Source organism: Exiguobacterium sp. s78 (genome assembly GCF_018618985.1).
GTDB lineage: Bacteria > Bacillota > Bacilli > Exiguobacteriales > Exiguobacteriaceae > Exiguobacterium_A > Exiguobacterium_A abrahamii.
Genome location: NZ_JACSNB010000002.1, coordinates 158,075 through 172,198 on the forward strand (window position 1 = coordinate 158,075; position 14,124 = coordinate 172,198).

At 48.7% G+C, this 14,124-nt stretch carries 14 protein-coding genes; 7 read left to right on the forward strand and 7 right to left on the reverse strand.

Features of this window, described 5'->3' with window-relative positions:
* Positions 1-39: 39 nt before the first annotated feature.
* A complete protein-coding gene (locus tag KNQ18_RS12240; RefSeq protein ID WP_058265500.1) occupies positions 40-390 on the reverse strand; it encodes a winged helix-turn-helix transcriptional regulator in 351 nt (116 codons plus the stop codon).
* A gap of 121 nt (positions 391-511) precedes the next feature.
* Between KNQ18_RS12240 and KNQ18_RS12245 the strand changes: the two genes are divergently transcribed.
* Positions 512-1,360, forward strand: a complete 849-nt coding sequence (locus KNQ18_RS12245) for a VOC family protein (RefSeq protein ID WP_215084977.1) — start codon at positions 512-514, stop codon at positions 1,358-1,360.
* Positions 1,361-1,408: 48 nt separating this feature from the next.
* On the opposite strand, the gene KNQ18_RS12250 is transcribed toward KNQ18_RS12245, so the two are convergent.
* Positions 1,409-2,194 (reverse strand): NUDIX domain-containing protein, encoded by a 786-nt coding sequence (locus KNQ18_RS12250; RefSeq protein WP_149426694.1) that lies wholly within the window; start codon positions 2,192-2,194, stop codon positions 1,409-1,411.
* A 272-nt stretch (positions 2,195-2,466) separates the two neighbouring features.
* On the opposite strand from KNQ18_RS12250, the gene KNQ18_RS12255 reads away from it, so the two are divergent.
* The 3 genes from KNQ18_RS12255 (at position 2,467) to KNQ18_RS12265 (ending at position 5,170) form a co-directional block, all read left to right on the forward strand.
* The gene (locus tag KNQ18_RS12255; protein ID WP_053452466.1) at positions 2,467-3,048 is read left to right on the forward strand and encodes a DedA family protein; all 582 of its coding nucleotides are present in this window, start codon (positions 2,467-2,469) and stop codon (positions 3,046-3,048) included.
* Positions 3,049-3,324: 276 nt separating this feature from the next.
* Positions 3,325-4,692: a PepSY-associated TM helix domain-containing protein gene (locus KNQ18_RS12260; RefSeq protein WP_149426695.1), complete on the forward strand. Its 1,368-nt coding sequence runs from the start codon at positions 3,325-3,327 to the stop codon at positions 4,690-4,692.
* Positions 4,685-5,170 (forward strand): FixH family protein, encoded by a 486-nt coding sequence (locus KNQ18_RS12265; RefSeq protein WP_149426696.1) that lies wholly within the window; start codon positions 4,685-4,687, stop codon positions 5,168-5,170. Before KNQ18_RS12260 ends, KNQ18_RS12265 begins: the two co-directional genes overlap by 8 nt.
* A gap of 66 nt (positions 5,171-5,236) precedes the next feature.
* Here KNQ18_RS12265 and KNQ18_RS12270 read toward each other — a convergent pair whose 3' ends face one another.
* On the reverse strand, positions 5,237-6,256 hold the full coding sequence (locus KNQ18_RS12270) for a hypothetical protein (protein WP_149426697.1): 1,020 nt from the start codon (positions 6,254-6,256) through the stop codon (positions 5,237-5,239).
* A gap of 245 nt (positions 6,257-6,501) precedes the next feature.
* On the opposite strand from KNQ18_RS12270, the gene KNQ18_RS12275 reads away from it, so the two are divergent.
* The 3 genes from KNQ18_RS12275 to KNQ18_RS12285 all read left to right on the forward strand — a co-directional run bounded on the left by KNQ18_RS12275 (position 6,502) and on the right by KNQ18_RS12285 (position 9,446).
* Complete coding sequence (locus KNQ18_RS12275; protein ID WP_149426698.1) at positions 6,502-7,869, forward strand: copper amine oxidase; 1,368 nt, start codon at positions 6,502-6,504, stop codon at positions 7,867-7,869.
* 63 nt (positions 7,870-7,932) lie between these two features.
* Entirely contained in the window at positions 7,933-8,460 is a 528-nt protein-coding gene (locus tag KNQ18_RS12280) for a copper resistance CopC family protein (protein ID WP_149426699.1), read from the forward strand.
* Positions 8,457-9,446 (forward strand): copper resistance D family protein, encoded by a 990-nt coding sequence (locus tag KNQ18_RS12285; RefSeq protein ID WP_215084979.1) that lies wholly within the window; start codon positions 8,457-8,459, stop codon positions 9,444-9,446. The genes KNQ18_RS12280 and KNQ18_RS12285 overlap by 4 nt, the downstream gene beginning before the upstream one ends.
* Before the next feature lie 50 nt (positions 9,447-9,496).
* Here KNQ18_RS12285 and KNQ18_RS12290 read toward each other — a convergent pair whose 3' ends face one another.
* From KNQ18_RS12290 to KNQ18_RS12305, 4 genes are all read right to left on the reverse strand, one after another.
* Positions 9,497-11,290 (reverse strand): acyltransferase family protein, encoded by a 1,794-nt coding sequence (locus KNQ18_RS12290; protein ID WP_215084981.1) that lies wholly within the window; start codon positions 11,288-11,290, stop codon positions 9,497-9,499.
* Between the two features lie 135 nt (positions 11,291-11,425).
* Positions 11,426-12,775: a sensor histidine kinase gene (locus KNQ18_RS12295; RefSeq protein WP_215084983.1), complete on the reverse strand. Its 1,350-nt coding sequence runs from the start codon at positions 12,773-12,775 to the stop codon at positions 11,426-11,428.
* Positions 12,772-13,461 (reverse strand): response regulator transcription factor, encoded by a 690-nt coding sequence (locus tag KNQ18_RS12300; protein ID WP_215084985.1) that lies wholly within the window; start codon positions 13,459-13,461, stop codon positions 12,772-12,774. Before KNQ18_RS12300 ends, KNQ18_RS12295 begins: the two co-directional genes overlap by 4 nt.
* Positions 13,439-14,014 carry a class I SAM-dependent methyltransferase gene (locus KNQ18_RS12305; RefSeq protein ID WP_215084987.1) on the reverse strand — a complete coding sequence of 192 codons (576 nt, stop codon included), beginning with the start codon at positions 14,012-14,014 and terminating at the stop codon, positions 13,439-13,441. Before KNQ18_RS12305 ends, KNQ18_RS12300 begins: the two co-directional genes overlap by 23 nt.
* Positions 14,015-14,124: the final 110 nt, after the last annotated feature.

Below are 14,124 nucleotides of genomic sequence, written 5' to 3' on the forward strand. Positions count from 1 at the left end.
TTTCCATAAAAAATGAGAAATCACATCGAAGTGGATTCCTCATTGGGAAGCGGAAGCGAGTTTTTCTTTCTGTTCAAGATGGAGGACATGTTGTTCACCCCATGCATTGATGGCGTCAAGAACCGGAATCAGTGTCCGACCATAATCCGTCAGCGAGTACTCGACACGGGGTGGGACTTCTTGATAAATCTCGCGATGGACGATATCGTTCAATTCAAGTTCACGCAGTTGAGCCGTCAGCATCTTTTGCGTAATGTTCGGCAATTGTCGTTTCAATTCACTGAAGCGAAGCGTTCCGTGTGTGATCAAGACGAGTAAAATCGACGGCTTCCATTTTCCGGTCAAGATTTCGAGTGCTGTCTCGACGCGACAGCTTGGTGTCTCTTCCATCGGTCTTCCTCCTTCATGGTATCGTTTAGGATACTATACCACTTATTCGTGCCTACTTCCGCTTCGATCGCTTCCGCGTAATAATAGGGATACGACCTATTTCATTGAAGGAGGAAACAAGATGTCCATTCATCCACATATCACACTAGGTCCTGTTCGCTTGCGTATCACGGACCTCGACCGTTCGATTTCATTTTATACAACGTCACTCGGATTACGCGTGCTAACGCAAACGGATCAGTTGACGGTGCTCGGCGCACAAGATACACCACTCGTTGAACTTGAAGTTCATCCGAATGCCCGCCGTTTTCCACCGAACTCGGTCGCCGGATTATATCATTTTGCGATTTTGCTACCGAGCCGAAAAGAACTTGGTTTCGTCATCCGGAATTTGATCGAACAAGGAATCGAGATTGGTCAAGGTGACCATCTCGTCAGTGAAGCCTTTTATCTGTCGGATCCAGACGGGAACGGGATCGAGATTTATGCCGATCGTCCACGTGAGACATGGACGTATGAAGCGAATGGCGACGTTAAGATGACGACGGATCCCGTCGATTGGCAAAGCATGCTCGTCGAAGCGGGAGAAGAAGATTGGTATGGAATGCCGAGCGAGACGGTCATGGGACATGTCCATTTCCACGTCAAGACACTCGAAGCAGCGCGGTCATTTTATGTCGAGACGCTCGGCTTTGACGTTGCCGCTGACGCTTCGCGAATGCGTGCGTTGTTCGTTGCTGCCGGTGGCTATCACCATCACATCGGTCTGAACGTCTGGTCTGGTGTCAACGCACCGACGAATCCGGAAGATGCGGTCGGACTCGTCTACTGGACACTACGTTATCCGGATCAAGCGACGCTCCAAGCAGCGATCGAGGCGTTGAAGTCTTCCGCTTATACCGTTACGGATCAAGCAGGCGATGTCTATGTCACCGATGATGCCGGAATTACCGCTCGATTGACAACGTAACCGAAAAAAATCCCCTTACCGTGAAAACACGGTAAGGGGATTTTTGGTTTACCGTGAAGACGACGTCGCGTTACCGTCGTACCGGCTGATCAGTTCATACGGTCTGACTTTATATAAGGCATGCGGGAAGTAATGGGGATCCATCGCATCAAGCGTCCGCAACTGGAAGTGTTCCCGTTTGATATACTCACTCAGCGAGTCACGTGTCAGCGGGAAGAAGCCGACGTCCGTCGTCTCGCCTTCTTGTGTTGCGAGTTCACCACCGACCGCTTTCCCACGGAAGCAGACGCACAGGACATGACTTGAGACATTTTGATAGATACCGGTGATGCCATCGATCGTGACATCAACACCGGTTTCTTCTTTGACTTCCCGTTTGATGGCGTCAAGAATTGACTCATGATTTTCGACTTGTCCACCCGGCATCTCATACGTATCACCCCGGTGTAGGTTGCGGACGAGGAGGACTTCACCGGCATCGTTCGTGATATACGCGGTCACGCTGACGATCGCGCGAGGGGGAGCATACGTACCAGTCGACGTCATGAAATCTTCATAGGATTTGATATAGAGGTTTTTGCCGAGACGCGCGCGCTTCTTCATCGCTTCGCGACGTAAGGCACTGTTGCGGACATCACGATCGACTTGTTCGTAATGTTCACGGTCGCGGTATTCCCAGATAGCGATGACTTCATCTTCTGCCTCCGTCACCCAGCGCCCAACAAGACGGGCCCCATGACTGACTTGAAGCGGGTACAAATAGGTATGGAAAAACTCAGTGAATTCTTCTAGGCGTTCGGGACGAATCGTATAGGTCTTCCGGCGATGTAGCATGGAAATTCCTCCTATCAGATGAGCGTTCAGATGTACGTTGTACCCCTTCTCGAACGGATGGAGGAAACCCTTTTTCTCGATGTGGGAAAAGGATGTTTTATTAAACGATTGCGTATACATGTCATCCGGTCTAAGTGACTTTAAATCATCGATGATGATCTCTTTTGATCAGAAAAGTATAACTAAAGAAGAACTTAAGAAATGGATAGGGCTCAACTTCAGAAAAATCGGGGATACTGAATATAGAGAGAAACAGAAAGTAGGGATACGTGATGGATATCATGGCACTCGTCCGCCTGGCTGGCGGAATCATGTTCACCCCATTGTCGGACGATGTCTTGATGATGAGTTTTGCAGCACTTCGATTACGAGAGGGGATGTACCCGGTCGTCATCTGGCTGACCGCTTGGCCGGTCTTCTTCATCGCCTTTACGTGGTTTTATCTACTTGCTCGGTTCTTCCGTGAGATTCCGCTCGTCAAACGCTGGATGAAATCACGTTTCTTAGAACGAGCAGAAACGATCATTGAACGACGGGGATTATGGGCAATCGGACTATCGTTCTTCTTACCCGGCGTCAGACACCCGATTCATTATGTCGCCGGACTCCTCGGTTATCCGTTACCGCGCTATTTAGTAATGACATTCTTAGCGGCAGGCGTTTATACAGGACTCTGGACTTTTTTGATCGTCCGGATCGGAGAAGCTGTGACGTGGTCGGAGCTGTGGAACTGGCTTCAGGTGAATCCCGGAATCATCAGTGCGATCGTAGTCATCTTAATCGGTCTAGTAGTAACAGGTATCGTATATCATCGGCGTCAAAAGGAATCAGTCGAGGAAAGTTCTTCAATATAAAAACATCACACGAGCAAGCGAATCCAGATCAGGATTCGCTTTTTTAGATGAAGTTTGGTTTTATGAATAAGGATAGTTTTTTGAAATAAGAAGTAATCTACAAGAAAAGTGAAATCATTGTCAAAAAAAGACGTTTTTCACTTCTTAAAAGCTACGTGATTTACACACTGTATTGGCAATTTATCGTCACAAGCAAGTGGCTGAAATTGGATTGTAAACGCTTATACTAGGAGGTGTTCACAGAGTGGACATATTTATTGCTAGAGGAGGATACATATGAATCTCATGCAGACGGAAGAGACGGTCAAAAAAGCACCAACTTCTTCTGCTTACCGGACGATTTGGCGGTGGCACTTTTATGCTGGTATCATTTTTGCACCGTTCCTCGTCATGCTTGCTGTGACAGGATCCATTTATCTTTTTAAGCCACAAATCGAAAACGTCCTGTATCAATCGTATTATGAAGTTACACCACAAGCAGATCGCATCACTGCGACGGAACAGATTGATCGCGTTAAAGCGAAGTATCCCGATGCACTTGTCACGTCGTACCGACCGGGTGAATCTGACGATCGATCAAGTGAAGTGAAGGTCTCGTCACCAGACATGTCGGCGACGGTCTTCGTCAATCCGTATTCTGGTAAGATCATCGGAACATTATCAGACGATGACCGGATCATGAATAAAATCGAAGAGATCCACGGGGAACTGATGGCGGGAACGACTGGCGACCGGATCGTTGAACTCGTCGCCTGTTGGGCAATCGTCTTGATCGTGACGGGACTGTTCCTGTGGTTCCCACGTAAACAAAAGGGACTGTCAGGTGTCTTGTTCCCACGTCTTCGTCAAGGCAAGAAGTTATTCCGTCGTGACCTCCACGCTGTTCCAGCATTCTGGATCACAGCAGGGATGCTGTTCCTGATCTTGACTGGCTTACCGTGGTCCGGTTTCTGGGGAACGAACTTCCAGTCACTCGTCACCAACCAAGGGCTGGGTTATCCACCGTCCATCTGGGGTGGGGAGGCACCGACGTCGACGCTTCAGACGAAGGATATCGCGGAGGTTCCGTGGGCTGCTGAAACACTTGATGTCCCGCAGTCAAAAGTCGAAGGTGCTGTTCCGGCTTCGATCGATGATATCGTTGCGATCGGTAAACAACAAGGGATGGACCCAAGCTTTAAGATCAGCATCCCGAGTGATCCGAGTGGAGTCTATACGCTGTCTGCGTATCCAGCGAAAGCACAGGATGAAGCAACGATTCATCTCGATCAATATTCTGGTGCCGTGCTCGCCGACTACCGTTATGACAACTATGGTGTCGTCGGGAAAATTGTTGCGACCGGAATCACGCTCCACAAAGGAACGGAATTCGGCTGGTTCAACCAATTGATCAGTCTCTTGATTTGTCTTGGGATCATTCTCGTGGCAGTCAGTGGTTTCTATCTTTGGCTGAAGCGGAAACCAAATAAAGGGATGGGGGCGCCAAAAGGTCCGAAAGCATTCATGTTAAAAGGATTCCTTGTGGTACTCGTCGTGCTCGGTATTTTGTTCCCGCTTGTTGGACTCTCATTACTCATCGTCTGGCTACTCGATTTTATTATCATCCGTCGTATTCCGAGTGTAAGGAGGTTCTTCAATGCGTAAATCGATGCAAGCACTCGTGCTCGGCGGACTGCTCGTCACGACGACGGGCCTTGCCGGGTGTGCGGTCGATTCCGATGCAGCAGAACAGTATGCCGTAGCTAAGCCGTTATCGATCAAAATGAATATCCCAAAGGACTTACAACCGGACGCCAAGAAAAAGCAGACGTTTGAAGCAACGGTCTGGCGTGAAGCCAAACCGGTTCAAAAAGTCGATTATGTCCACTTCGAAATCTGGAAAGCGGATGGAACAGTGCGCTATAGTATGGAACCGGCAGAGGAGACGAAGCCAGGTGTCTATACGATTGCGAAGGCGCTACCGAAATCCGGCTTGTATTATGTTAAAGCACATGCAAGCAGTGAAGGCGCGATGATCATGCCAACGCGGCAGTTCATCGTCGGTGAGTTATCGAAAGAAGATTTAAAGATTTTACAAGGTGGAGCCAAACCAGCTGGTGGGAGTAGCGGTCACCATCATTGAAGAAATAGGAAATAAAAAATGAGAGGACGGAATACTATTCCATCCTCTCATTTTTCGTATAGACGATTAATCGTCATCACCATGATCTCCGTGATCATCCCCGTCATCGTCTCCATGATCGTCTGAATCATCATCTTGATCATCATCTTCTGAGTCATCCGAAGAATCATCGTCATCCGAGTGTTCATCTTCCGATTCGAGTTCCTGTCCATTGTAGAACTTGACTTGGACGTGTAGTGTTTTAATGTTTGGCAATCGAAGTGCCTGTGCGACTAACGTTAATACTTCTTCTTCCGTCATCGATGGCGTGACGAGAAGGCGGTCTTTTAACGTCGCGACATCAGTAATACCGATTTCGTCTTTAAAGCGCAGTTCTTTCCGTTGATGTTCATTGCTGTAACGCCACTCGAATTTTTTCTTATTCGTATCCGTCACTTTGATCATGATCCGTTTGAGTTCTTGGTTATTTTGAACGCCATCTTGATCCGTATCTTCCTGATCATCTCGTGTTCCGTCCTGATCACTGTCGGCTTTTGTTGGATTAGAACCGAGTTCAAATTCATCTTCGTTGATAAGCGTATCCCGATCCCGGTCTTCTTCATTGTCTTTGATGCCATCACGGTCTGAATCCTTTTTCAGTGGTTGCGTACCGACGATGAACTCTTCGCGTGTCGTCAATCGATCCTGATCTTGGTCTTCTTTATCATCAGAAATACCATCTTGATCAGAATCCTTCTTCAATGGATTGAGACGTATACTGTATTCTTGTGTGTTTGTTAGTGAATCGCGGTCCGAATCCTCTTTCCCATCCTTGATCCCGTCACGATCCGAATCCGATTTAGTGGGGTTGAGACGAAGCTGATACTCTTGTACATTCATCAAACCGTCGCGATCGTGATCTTTTGTTGCGACTTGTTTTCCATATCCCAAATGATATTGTTTTTGCCAAGCATCCGGAATCCCGTTATTGTCTCGATCGACTTGCACGACAGGTTTCTTTTTCGATTTACTTTTTGCTTCGACAGGTCCAACTGTTTGCGAGACGACGAGCAAAGCAAGTACTGCGCCAATGATAATCCGTTTCATGAGTTCACTCCTGTTCTATAAAAGATAAAAGATGGGGTTATAAGAAGATTCTAATGAATTGATTAGAAAATAAGTTGGCTGTTTCGCGAAATGAGTAAATAAAAACTAAAAAATAATGAAAGTGCTGCATAGGTTTATTTCATCACAAAAAATATTTTAAATAAAAAATGTAAAAAGATAAAACCATTCGTGAACTCCTTACGTTATCTATGTGAAGTCCAAAAAATCAAAGGGGTGTTCATAAGATGAAGATGAAAAAGTCGTATCTCGCTGTTCCGCTTAGTGCCGCATTGTTGATTCCAGCAGCAGGTGTCAGTGCCCATGGTCATGAGGACCATAGTAAGATGTCCCACAGTTCAGGAAAAGTCTCACTGGATGTCTCATCTCCAGCATCGGATTTACGAGCGACACTCGATCAAATTCTATCTGAACATGCATATCTCGCAGTCGTTGCAATGCAAAAAGGGATCGATGGTAAAGAAGATTTTGAGCAAGCAGCTGGTGCCTTGAATCAAAACACGGATGATTTAGCGGCAGCTGTTGGTTCCGTCTACGGGGAAGAAGCAGGCGCTGCCTTCAAAGAAATCTGGGCGAGCCATATCGGTTACTTCGTCGATTACGTCAAAGCAACGGGTGCTAAGGACGAAGATGCGAAACAAAAAGCATTAAAAGAGCTTGATGAGTACCGCGTCGAACAGGCTGCGTTCCTCGATAAAGCAACGGAAGGACGTCTAAAGGCAGCGGATCTCGAAGCTGGACTTAAAGTCCATATCACACAACTGTTAACGTCGTTTGATAGCTATGTAGCGGGTGATTATGATGCTGCCTACAGTAATCTACGCAAAGCTATCGAGCATATGTATATGGTAGGAGAAGGGTTATCTGGTGCGATCGTCGATCAGTACCCAGATAAATTCAAAAATACGAAAGTGGATACACCAGCAGCTGATCTTCGTGCCGGACTGAACCGAAACTTCTCGGAACACGCGGCGCTTGCAGTGCTCGCAATGCAAAAAGGGATTGACGGAGCAAAAGACTTTGATGCTGCAGCCGGTGCCTTGAATCAAAATACGGATGACCTGACTGCTTCGATTGGTTCTGTGTATGGTAGCGAAGCAGCGCAACAATTCAAGAAAATCTGGTCGAGCCACATCGGCTACTTCGTCGACTATGTCAAAGCAACAGGTGCGAAAGATGATCAAGCACGCGACATGGCCGTGAAGGAACTTGATGAGTACCGTGTCGAACAGGCAGCATTCCTCGATGCAGCAACGGAAGGACGCTTAAAAGCGAAAGATTTGGAAGAAGGATTGAAGGTTCATATTGACCAACTCTTGCTTGCCTTCAATAGCTACAATGAAAAAGATTACGACAAAGCGTACCCAGCGATTCGCGAAGCGTACGCGCATATGTACGGTGTAGGGGAAGGGACTGCGACAGCAATCGTCGATCAGTTCCCAGATAAATTCAAAGGTGCGCCTGGAATGCCGAACACAGGTCTCGGTGGTATGCAAGAAAAAGCATCGACGACAGGTATCGTTTGGTCATTGCTTGGTATCACAGCAGCATCGATCCTTGGATTCTTCGCACTCCGTCGTCGCCCGCAACAATAAAGGACGACCCGCTGGCAACAGCGGGTTTTCTTGTACACATCAAGCAGAAAGGAGGTAAACGACATGCGTATCATCCGAATTGTACTTCTATTCGTCATTTGTCTGTTGCCCATCTCCGTCGAAGCACACACGAGTTTAAAAAGCTCGAATCCGGCAGAGGGATCGGCATTATCTGAACCCGTCGATCGGATCCGGTTGACGTTCAGTGAGGCTGTTGAAAAAACAAGTACCTTACGTGTAGTAGACGCGAATGGCGTCGAACAGCCTCTCGCAAAACCACTGATCATTGGAAATGAACTCAGTGCCGTCGTCTCAGAGCCTTTAACGGAAGGAAAATACACGATCAAGTGGGCGTCGATTTCAGATGATGGTCATCCTGTGAAAGGAACGATTCGTTTTACGGTACTAGGTGCAGCAAAAGCTGAAACAAGCACTGTAGAAAAGGCTGAGCCGATGGAAACAAAAGCAGCAGTCGTTCCTGAAGCGGAGCCAGTTTCAAAAGGACTTGTTCCGACACTGCTTCCTTGGATCGTCGGGGGACTGTTAATCAGTATCGTCATCCTTCTCTTGTTACGTCGTCGTTCGACATGAGTACGTTTCTAGGCGAACTACTTGTCTACATGGGTGGAGCGCTTTGGATGGGCTATTTGGTATTATGCTTCATCCCAAGGAAACGGAAACCGCCATTGATGGGCGGTACGTCGTGGGCGGTAGCGGGACTCGGGATGCTTGTTCTTGGAACAAGCATCCCGGTCTTTGGTGCCGTTCGTTTTCTACTTTCGACGCAAACGATAACGGAAGCTCTACGAACGGGGATACTGGAGTTGCATATCGGTCGGATGTTTCTTGTCGTTTACTTCTCTGCTTTACTCCTATTGATCGTATTCGCATGGCAAAAACAACGCTCCATCCTACTTGCACTCTTGACGATCCCGTTATGGATTGGTATCGCAGGAACGAGTCACGCGGCGACCAAATACGGTGCGCTCGGATGGACACTCCAATTTAGCCACTTCTTATGTGTGACGGCTTGGATCGGCGTCGTGTTTTGGTTAGCCATCGGTGCTCGCTCGACCGCTCATTGGTCTGCCTTTTTAAGTTGGTTCAGTCCGTTTGCCCGGATCGCCTTTACCGGTGTCATCCTGTCAGGGCTGTTACTGATGCAACTGGCGATTCCACTTGAACGCTATACGAATCTCTGGGGTGTACCATACGGTCAAGCGTTGTTGCTGAAGCACCTCCTGCTGCTACCACTTTTGTTCTACGCCTTCTGTAATGGCACGCTTGTTCGGCGTCGGTTGCGTTTTGACTCAACGTACGATCCGCGTCCGTTACTCCGGATGGAGAGTATCATTTTAGTATTGCTGTTCATGGCGAGCGCTTCACTCAGTCGTCTGGAACAACCGACGCTAGGGCAACTACCGGTCAGTGGTCCAGCAGGGGACAGGTGGGTCTTGATGATCGGCATCGCCACGCTACCATTGCTTTTACTCGGATATCGTCGGCATGCAGTGGGTGTCTTGCTGAGTTTATTCAGCGTCAGTTTGATTTATCTTGGGTTGCTAGCGACAGGATGAGTATAAAAAACAAGGTAGCGGATCGTTCCGCTACCTTGTTTGACGTGGTCTTATTTCGTTGAAACAGCGCAATTCGTTGCTTTCGCAAGAATCTTCGAATAGGCACGTGCGCCCTTGATATTTAAATGGACACCATCTGCTTCGAAGTAAGATGGATGTTTGACGACAACAGCATGCCAGTCGATCAGTTCGACTCTCTTCCGTTTCGATGCCTCGCGTAACATCTGATTGACCTCTGCTTCCCACGGGCGCGGGACGCGTGCAGTGACCAGATAGACGTGATCGGCATTTGCGAATTGATCGAGCAAACTGTTCAACTGATCCTTTCGGAAGCTACCGTTCGTTCCGAGGTGGAGAATGACTTGCCGTCCGTGCTGATTGTAAGCGGCATACTGCTCACTCAGCGGAATTGCCTCGCGGAGCTGCCGTCCGAGTTTCGCATCAATCGTCAGTTGCTTGAGTGTACTGCCGAGATAATCTTCAACACCAAGTAACACCGAGTCCCCGATCGCAAGCGTCGGGCGACAGATTTTTCGTTGATCGGGCTTTGCTTTCGGTGTCGTCGGTTTCAGGATCGGCTTCGGTTTTTCTTTTGGCGCAGCTACCTTATGGAAAGTAGATTCTGGCTTCGGCGTATCGGAGACAGCAAGAATCGATAAGTTACCGATGAAGCTGACGATGAGAATCGTCAACACGGCAACACTCGTCCACTGCATCGTCGAAAACTGACGTAACTGTCGCGGATGTAACGATAGACGTTTTAAGTAACCGGACAGTCCATGCTGACGGATCGGACGTTCGATGAAGCGATACGATGCTTCGGTTAAGGCGACAAGCACAGCGACGATCAGCACGGTCCGAAGCAACGAGAACGTGCCGATCTGCTCGACCGGTGTCAGCAACGTGATGACGGGAAAATGCCACAGATACAGACCGTATGATCGTTTGCCGATCGCAACGAGTGCTGGATGCGCAAACCACCGACTCCAGATCGACGCCGGATGGGCGATCGTAGCAATCAATAGTGCAGCAAGGACGGAGACAAGGAAAAAGCCACCCCGGTATAAGAAGCTTCCGAACTCACTTGTGACGATCATCAGCATGAGCAAGAGTGGCAAAGTGACAGCGCCCGTTTGATTCAGTAACCGGACACCACGCTTCGGGATATCGAGCTTAAAGCGGGTCGGCTGCCACGCAAAAGCGAGCAGACTCCCAATCAACAAGGCGAATAAGCGAGTATCCGTGCCATAGTAGACGCGACTTGGATCTTCACCAGGTGTGAACTGAATCGCCATCGCGAGAACGGATGCGCCGATCGCAACGCCCATCAATTGCAGGAACAGTCGACGATTTTTCATTCCGAACCAAAGTAAGATCGGAAATAGCAGGTAGAACTGCTCTTCGATTGCAAGTGACCAAAGGTTTTGAATCGGTGATGGCTTACCGAACGACTCGAAATACGAGACGTCATGGAAGATATACCACCAGTTCGTCCCGTAAATAAGCGCAAAGGCACTATCTTGGCGGACCGTATGCAATAGCTCGCGTTCAAAGACGGTCACGTACCCGAGAACGAGTAACAGCATGACGAATAGGGCTGGGAACAGGCGACGGAAGCGGTGAATCCAAAACCGTTTCAAGTCGAGGCGTCCGCTCGTTTGCCACTCGCGCAACAAGAGACCGGTAATCAGGTAACCGGATAGGACGAAAAAGAGATCAACACCGAGGAAACCACCGGAGAAGAATGAAACGGATAAGTGGTAGATAATGACAGATAGGACAGCGAAGGCACGCAAGCCATCAAGCCCTGGCATATATGTAATCGAACGAGACGAGGATTTCATAAAACACGAACAACTCCTTTAAAACGACAACTAATTTCTAACAGTCTTTAGTGTATCGAATTCCAATTTCAAAGAAGTGTCTAAGAAGTAACAACCTGACTAAAAAAGCACCCGACGAAAGCGTCGGATGCAGGCTTACGAAACATTTGGAAAACGACAGGTCACGATGAAGCGGTTGTCTTGTGAAGTCAACGCGACGCTCCCCCCATGACGCGCCATGATTTGTTGAACAATCGACAGACCGATACCGGAACCGCCGGAAGAACGCGATGCGTCAGATGTTCCGAACGGTGTCAGCCATTCGTTTAGTTCCTCTAGCGTATAAGTCGACTCAATCGCATTCGAGCAGATCAGCTGGATGCCTTCTGCTTCTTCTTTGATCGTAATTCGAAGATCCCCCGTCCCGTGAAGCGTTGCATTGCGAATCAAATTCTCAAGCAAGCGCCGTAAGAGCATCGGATCGGCGAAGAGAGTCGCGTGTGCAGGACCATTGACAGTAGCGGAAGTGCCAGGAAACAGTTCCAGGACTTGTTCCGTTAAGGTTACGAGATCGAGTGAGATCGGTTCGACCGGATAATCGGTGTTCGATAATTTAGCGAGCGTGAACAGTTCATCGATCCGGGCAGCGAGCGTTTCCGACTGGCGGGTGACAATCGCTAGAAGCTCCGTGCGTTCTGTCGCAGATAACGTCTCGTGTTTTTCCGTCAGCCACTGAATGAAGCCTTGGATTGAGGTCAAGGGTGTCCGTAAGTCATGCGATAGACTGGTAATCAACCGCAACTGTTGAACGAACCGCTCCTGATCACGCATCCGTAACGTTCGGAGTTCCTGTTCGATTCGTTCGATCGATTGGGCGAACAATTTGAACTCCTTCGGTCCTTTGACTGGAGGTAACGGTGCTGTTTGCGCTGGTTCGACCGTCAACCGCTCAAGCCGTCGCTCGAGTTCCCGGAACAATCCGGCAATCCAACGCGTTAACAGTAGTAAAAAGAGGATGAACAGCGTCAATTGTAGAAGGAAAAAAGTACTTGAATTCCCAATCTGATATTCGTTCAGTTTAGGCTTTTCTGATTGTACAGTTAAAAAATATCCGGGTTCGTTCTCTGATAAATCAATCGCTTCGATATGATGAAGGGTCCTAATCTTTCCGGTATCGGACGGGTCCCTTTCGGTGGGGGTTTGAGCAGCGAGCAACCGACTTGGTGTTAAATCTTCCGGATACTTATCAGAAGCGTCGATGCGACGATTATCCGCATCGTAGATAGCCCATTCATAAGGACCATTGGGCGACTGTCCATTTTCGTAGCGGGCGATATCACGCTTCACATCTTGAACGACTTCTTGCTCTGTCGTGTAGTAATAACGAGGAAGTGTCTTTGTACCAATCGGCAACTGACTTGCAAATAACCAGGCAAGCGCTGTGCTCAAGAAAGCCGCAAGCAGCAACAAGACAAGCATCCAAATCGTCAGTTTGACCCGTCTCATAGCTCGACCTTATAACCGACGCCCCAGACCGTCTGGAGGTAGCGCGGTTCTTTTGGGACATCCTCAATTTTGTCGCGGAGCTTATGGATCAGGACCATGACAGCGTTCGATGCGGAACCGAGTGCTTCCTCCTGCCAAACCCGTTCATACAGGTCGTCAGCCGAGAAGACACGACGGGGGTGACTCAAAAAGAGCGCCAGGCAATCAAATTCACGGCGTGTCAGGGCGAGCGGTACATCGTATTTAAAGATGACGCGTTCGTCTTCTTTGAGTGTGAACGGACCGACCTGAATCGCTGAAGCAGTAGTCGGGACATGATAGTGACTGACGCGGCGTAACAACGCCTTGACGCGGGCGACGACTTCAAGCGGATTGAACGGTTTACCGATGTAATCGTCCGCCCCGAAGGTCAAACCTTGAATTTTATCCATGTCTTCGCGTTTCGCTGTCAGCATCAAGACGGGTAACGTGTGACCGGCAGCGCGCGCAGTTTGAACGGTCGAGAAGCCATCGCGAACGGGCATCATCACGTCGAGCAGCATCGCATCAACTGGACGCGTTGCAAGAGTCGCTAACGCTTCCTCACCATTTTCGGCTTCGATGATCTCGTACCCTTCATTGGTTAAATAGAGTCGAAGCAATTGACGGATGTCTGCTTCATCATCAACGATCAAGAGCGTGGGCATGTGTAGATTCCTCCTGTTGCACCCCCTCGAAAACATAAGCGGGGGGCAGATTGTAGAGCGTGTGCGAATAACTGTGTTCTTGGAAATAGTCCCGGAACATCTTGAACTGAAACCGGGTGTATTGAAAGGCGATGAAGTGACCGCCTGATCGTAGTAACGTTTGAAATTGTGCCAATAAATCATGCCGTAACGCTGCCGGGAACGACGCGAACGGGAGACCACTGACGATGACGTCGATCTGTCCGCTCCATGAATCGGATAATCCTTGAACGTCACCAATGAAGAGAGTGACATTCGTTTCCTGAGCTAGTAGTTGTTCGAGTGCCGGGCGGAACGTTTCGCTCCGTTCACAAATCAAGAGATGTGTTTCCGGTGAACGAGCGACCAGTAAAGCTTTTGTGATCGCTCCGTCACCTGCCCCGACTTCAAGAATCTGGCGTGGACGATCGGCGACGGCGCGTCGTGCCATCATTTCAGCCAGGCGTGGACTGCTCGGTGCGACGGCTCCAACACGGAGTGGTGCGTGAAGTGCTTCTTTTAAGAAATCAAACATGAAAACCCTACTTTCCGTTGAGTATATCATGTAGTATGCACATCGTCCCTTTCGAAAACAGGACGATGTTTCTTAAGTGAATCTTAAACATATCAATGCCTGATTTTCGG

Coding starts and splice junctions, on each gene's coding strand:
- KNQ18_RS12270 (WP_149426697.1), bottom strand. CDS start 6,256: ATGAAACGGATTATCATTGGCGCAGTACTTGCTTTGCTCGTCGTCTCG.
- KNQ18_RS12245 (WP_215084977.1), top strand. CDS start 512: ATGTCCATTCATCCACATATCACACTAGGTCCTGTTCGCTTGCGTATC.
- KNQ18_RS12280 (WP_149426699.1), top strand. CDS start 7,933: ATGCGTATCATCCGAATTGTACTTCTATTCGTCATTTGTCTGTTGCCC.
- KNQ18_RS12265 (WP_149426696.1), top strand. CDS start 4,685: ATGCGTAAATCGATGCAAGCACTCGTGCTCGGCGGACTGCTCGTCACG.
- KNQ18_RS12255 (WP_053452466.1), top strand. CDS start 2,467: ATGGATATCATGGCACTCGTCCGCCTGGCTGGCGGAATCATGTTCACC.
- KNQ18_RS12300 (WP_215084985.1), bottom strand. CDS start 13,461: ATGCCCACGCTCTTGATCGTTGATGATGAAGCAGACATCCGTCAATTG.
- KNQ18_RS12290 (WP_215084981.1), bottom strand. CDS start 11,290: ATGAAATCCTCGTCTCGTTCGATTACATATATGCCAGGGCTTGATGGC.
- KNQ18_RS12285 (WP_215084979.1), top strand. CDS start 8,457: ATGAGTACGTTTCTAGGCGAACTACTTGTCTACATGGGTGGAGCGCTT.
- KNQ18_RS12260 (WP_149426695.1), top strand. CDS start 3,325: ATGAATCTCATGCAGACGGAAGAGACGGTCAAAAAAGCACCAACTTCT.
- KNQ18_RS12240 (WP_058265500.1), bottom strand. CDS start 390: ATGGAAGAGACACCAAGCTGTCGCGTCGAGACAGCACTCGAAATCTTG.
- KNQ18_RS12275 (WP_149426698.1), top strand. CDS start 6,502: ATGAAGATGAAAAAGTCGTATCTCGCTGTTCCGCTTAGTGCCGCATTG.
- KNQ18_RS12250 (WP_149426694.1), bottom strand. CDS start 2,194: ATGCTACATCGCCGGAAGACCTATACGATTCGTCCCGAACGCCTAGAA.
- KNQ18_RS12305 (WP_215084987.1), bottom strand. CDS start 14,014: ATGTTTGATTTCTTAAAAGAAGCACTTCACGCACCACTCCGTGTTGGA.
- KNQ18_RS12295 (WP_215084983.1), bottom strand. CDS start 12,775: ATGAGACGGGTCAAACTGACGATTTGGATGCTTGTCTTGTTGCTGCTT.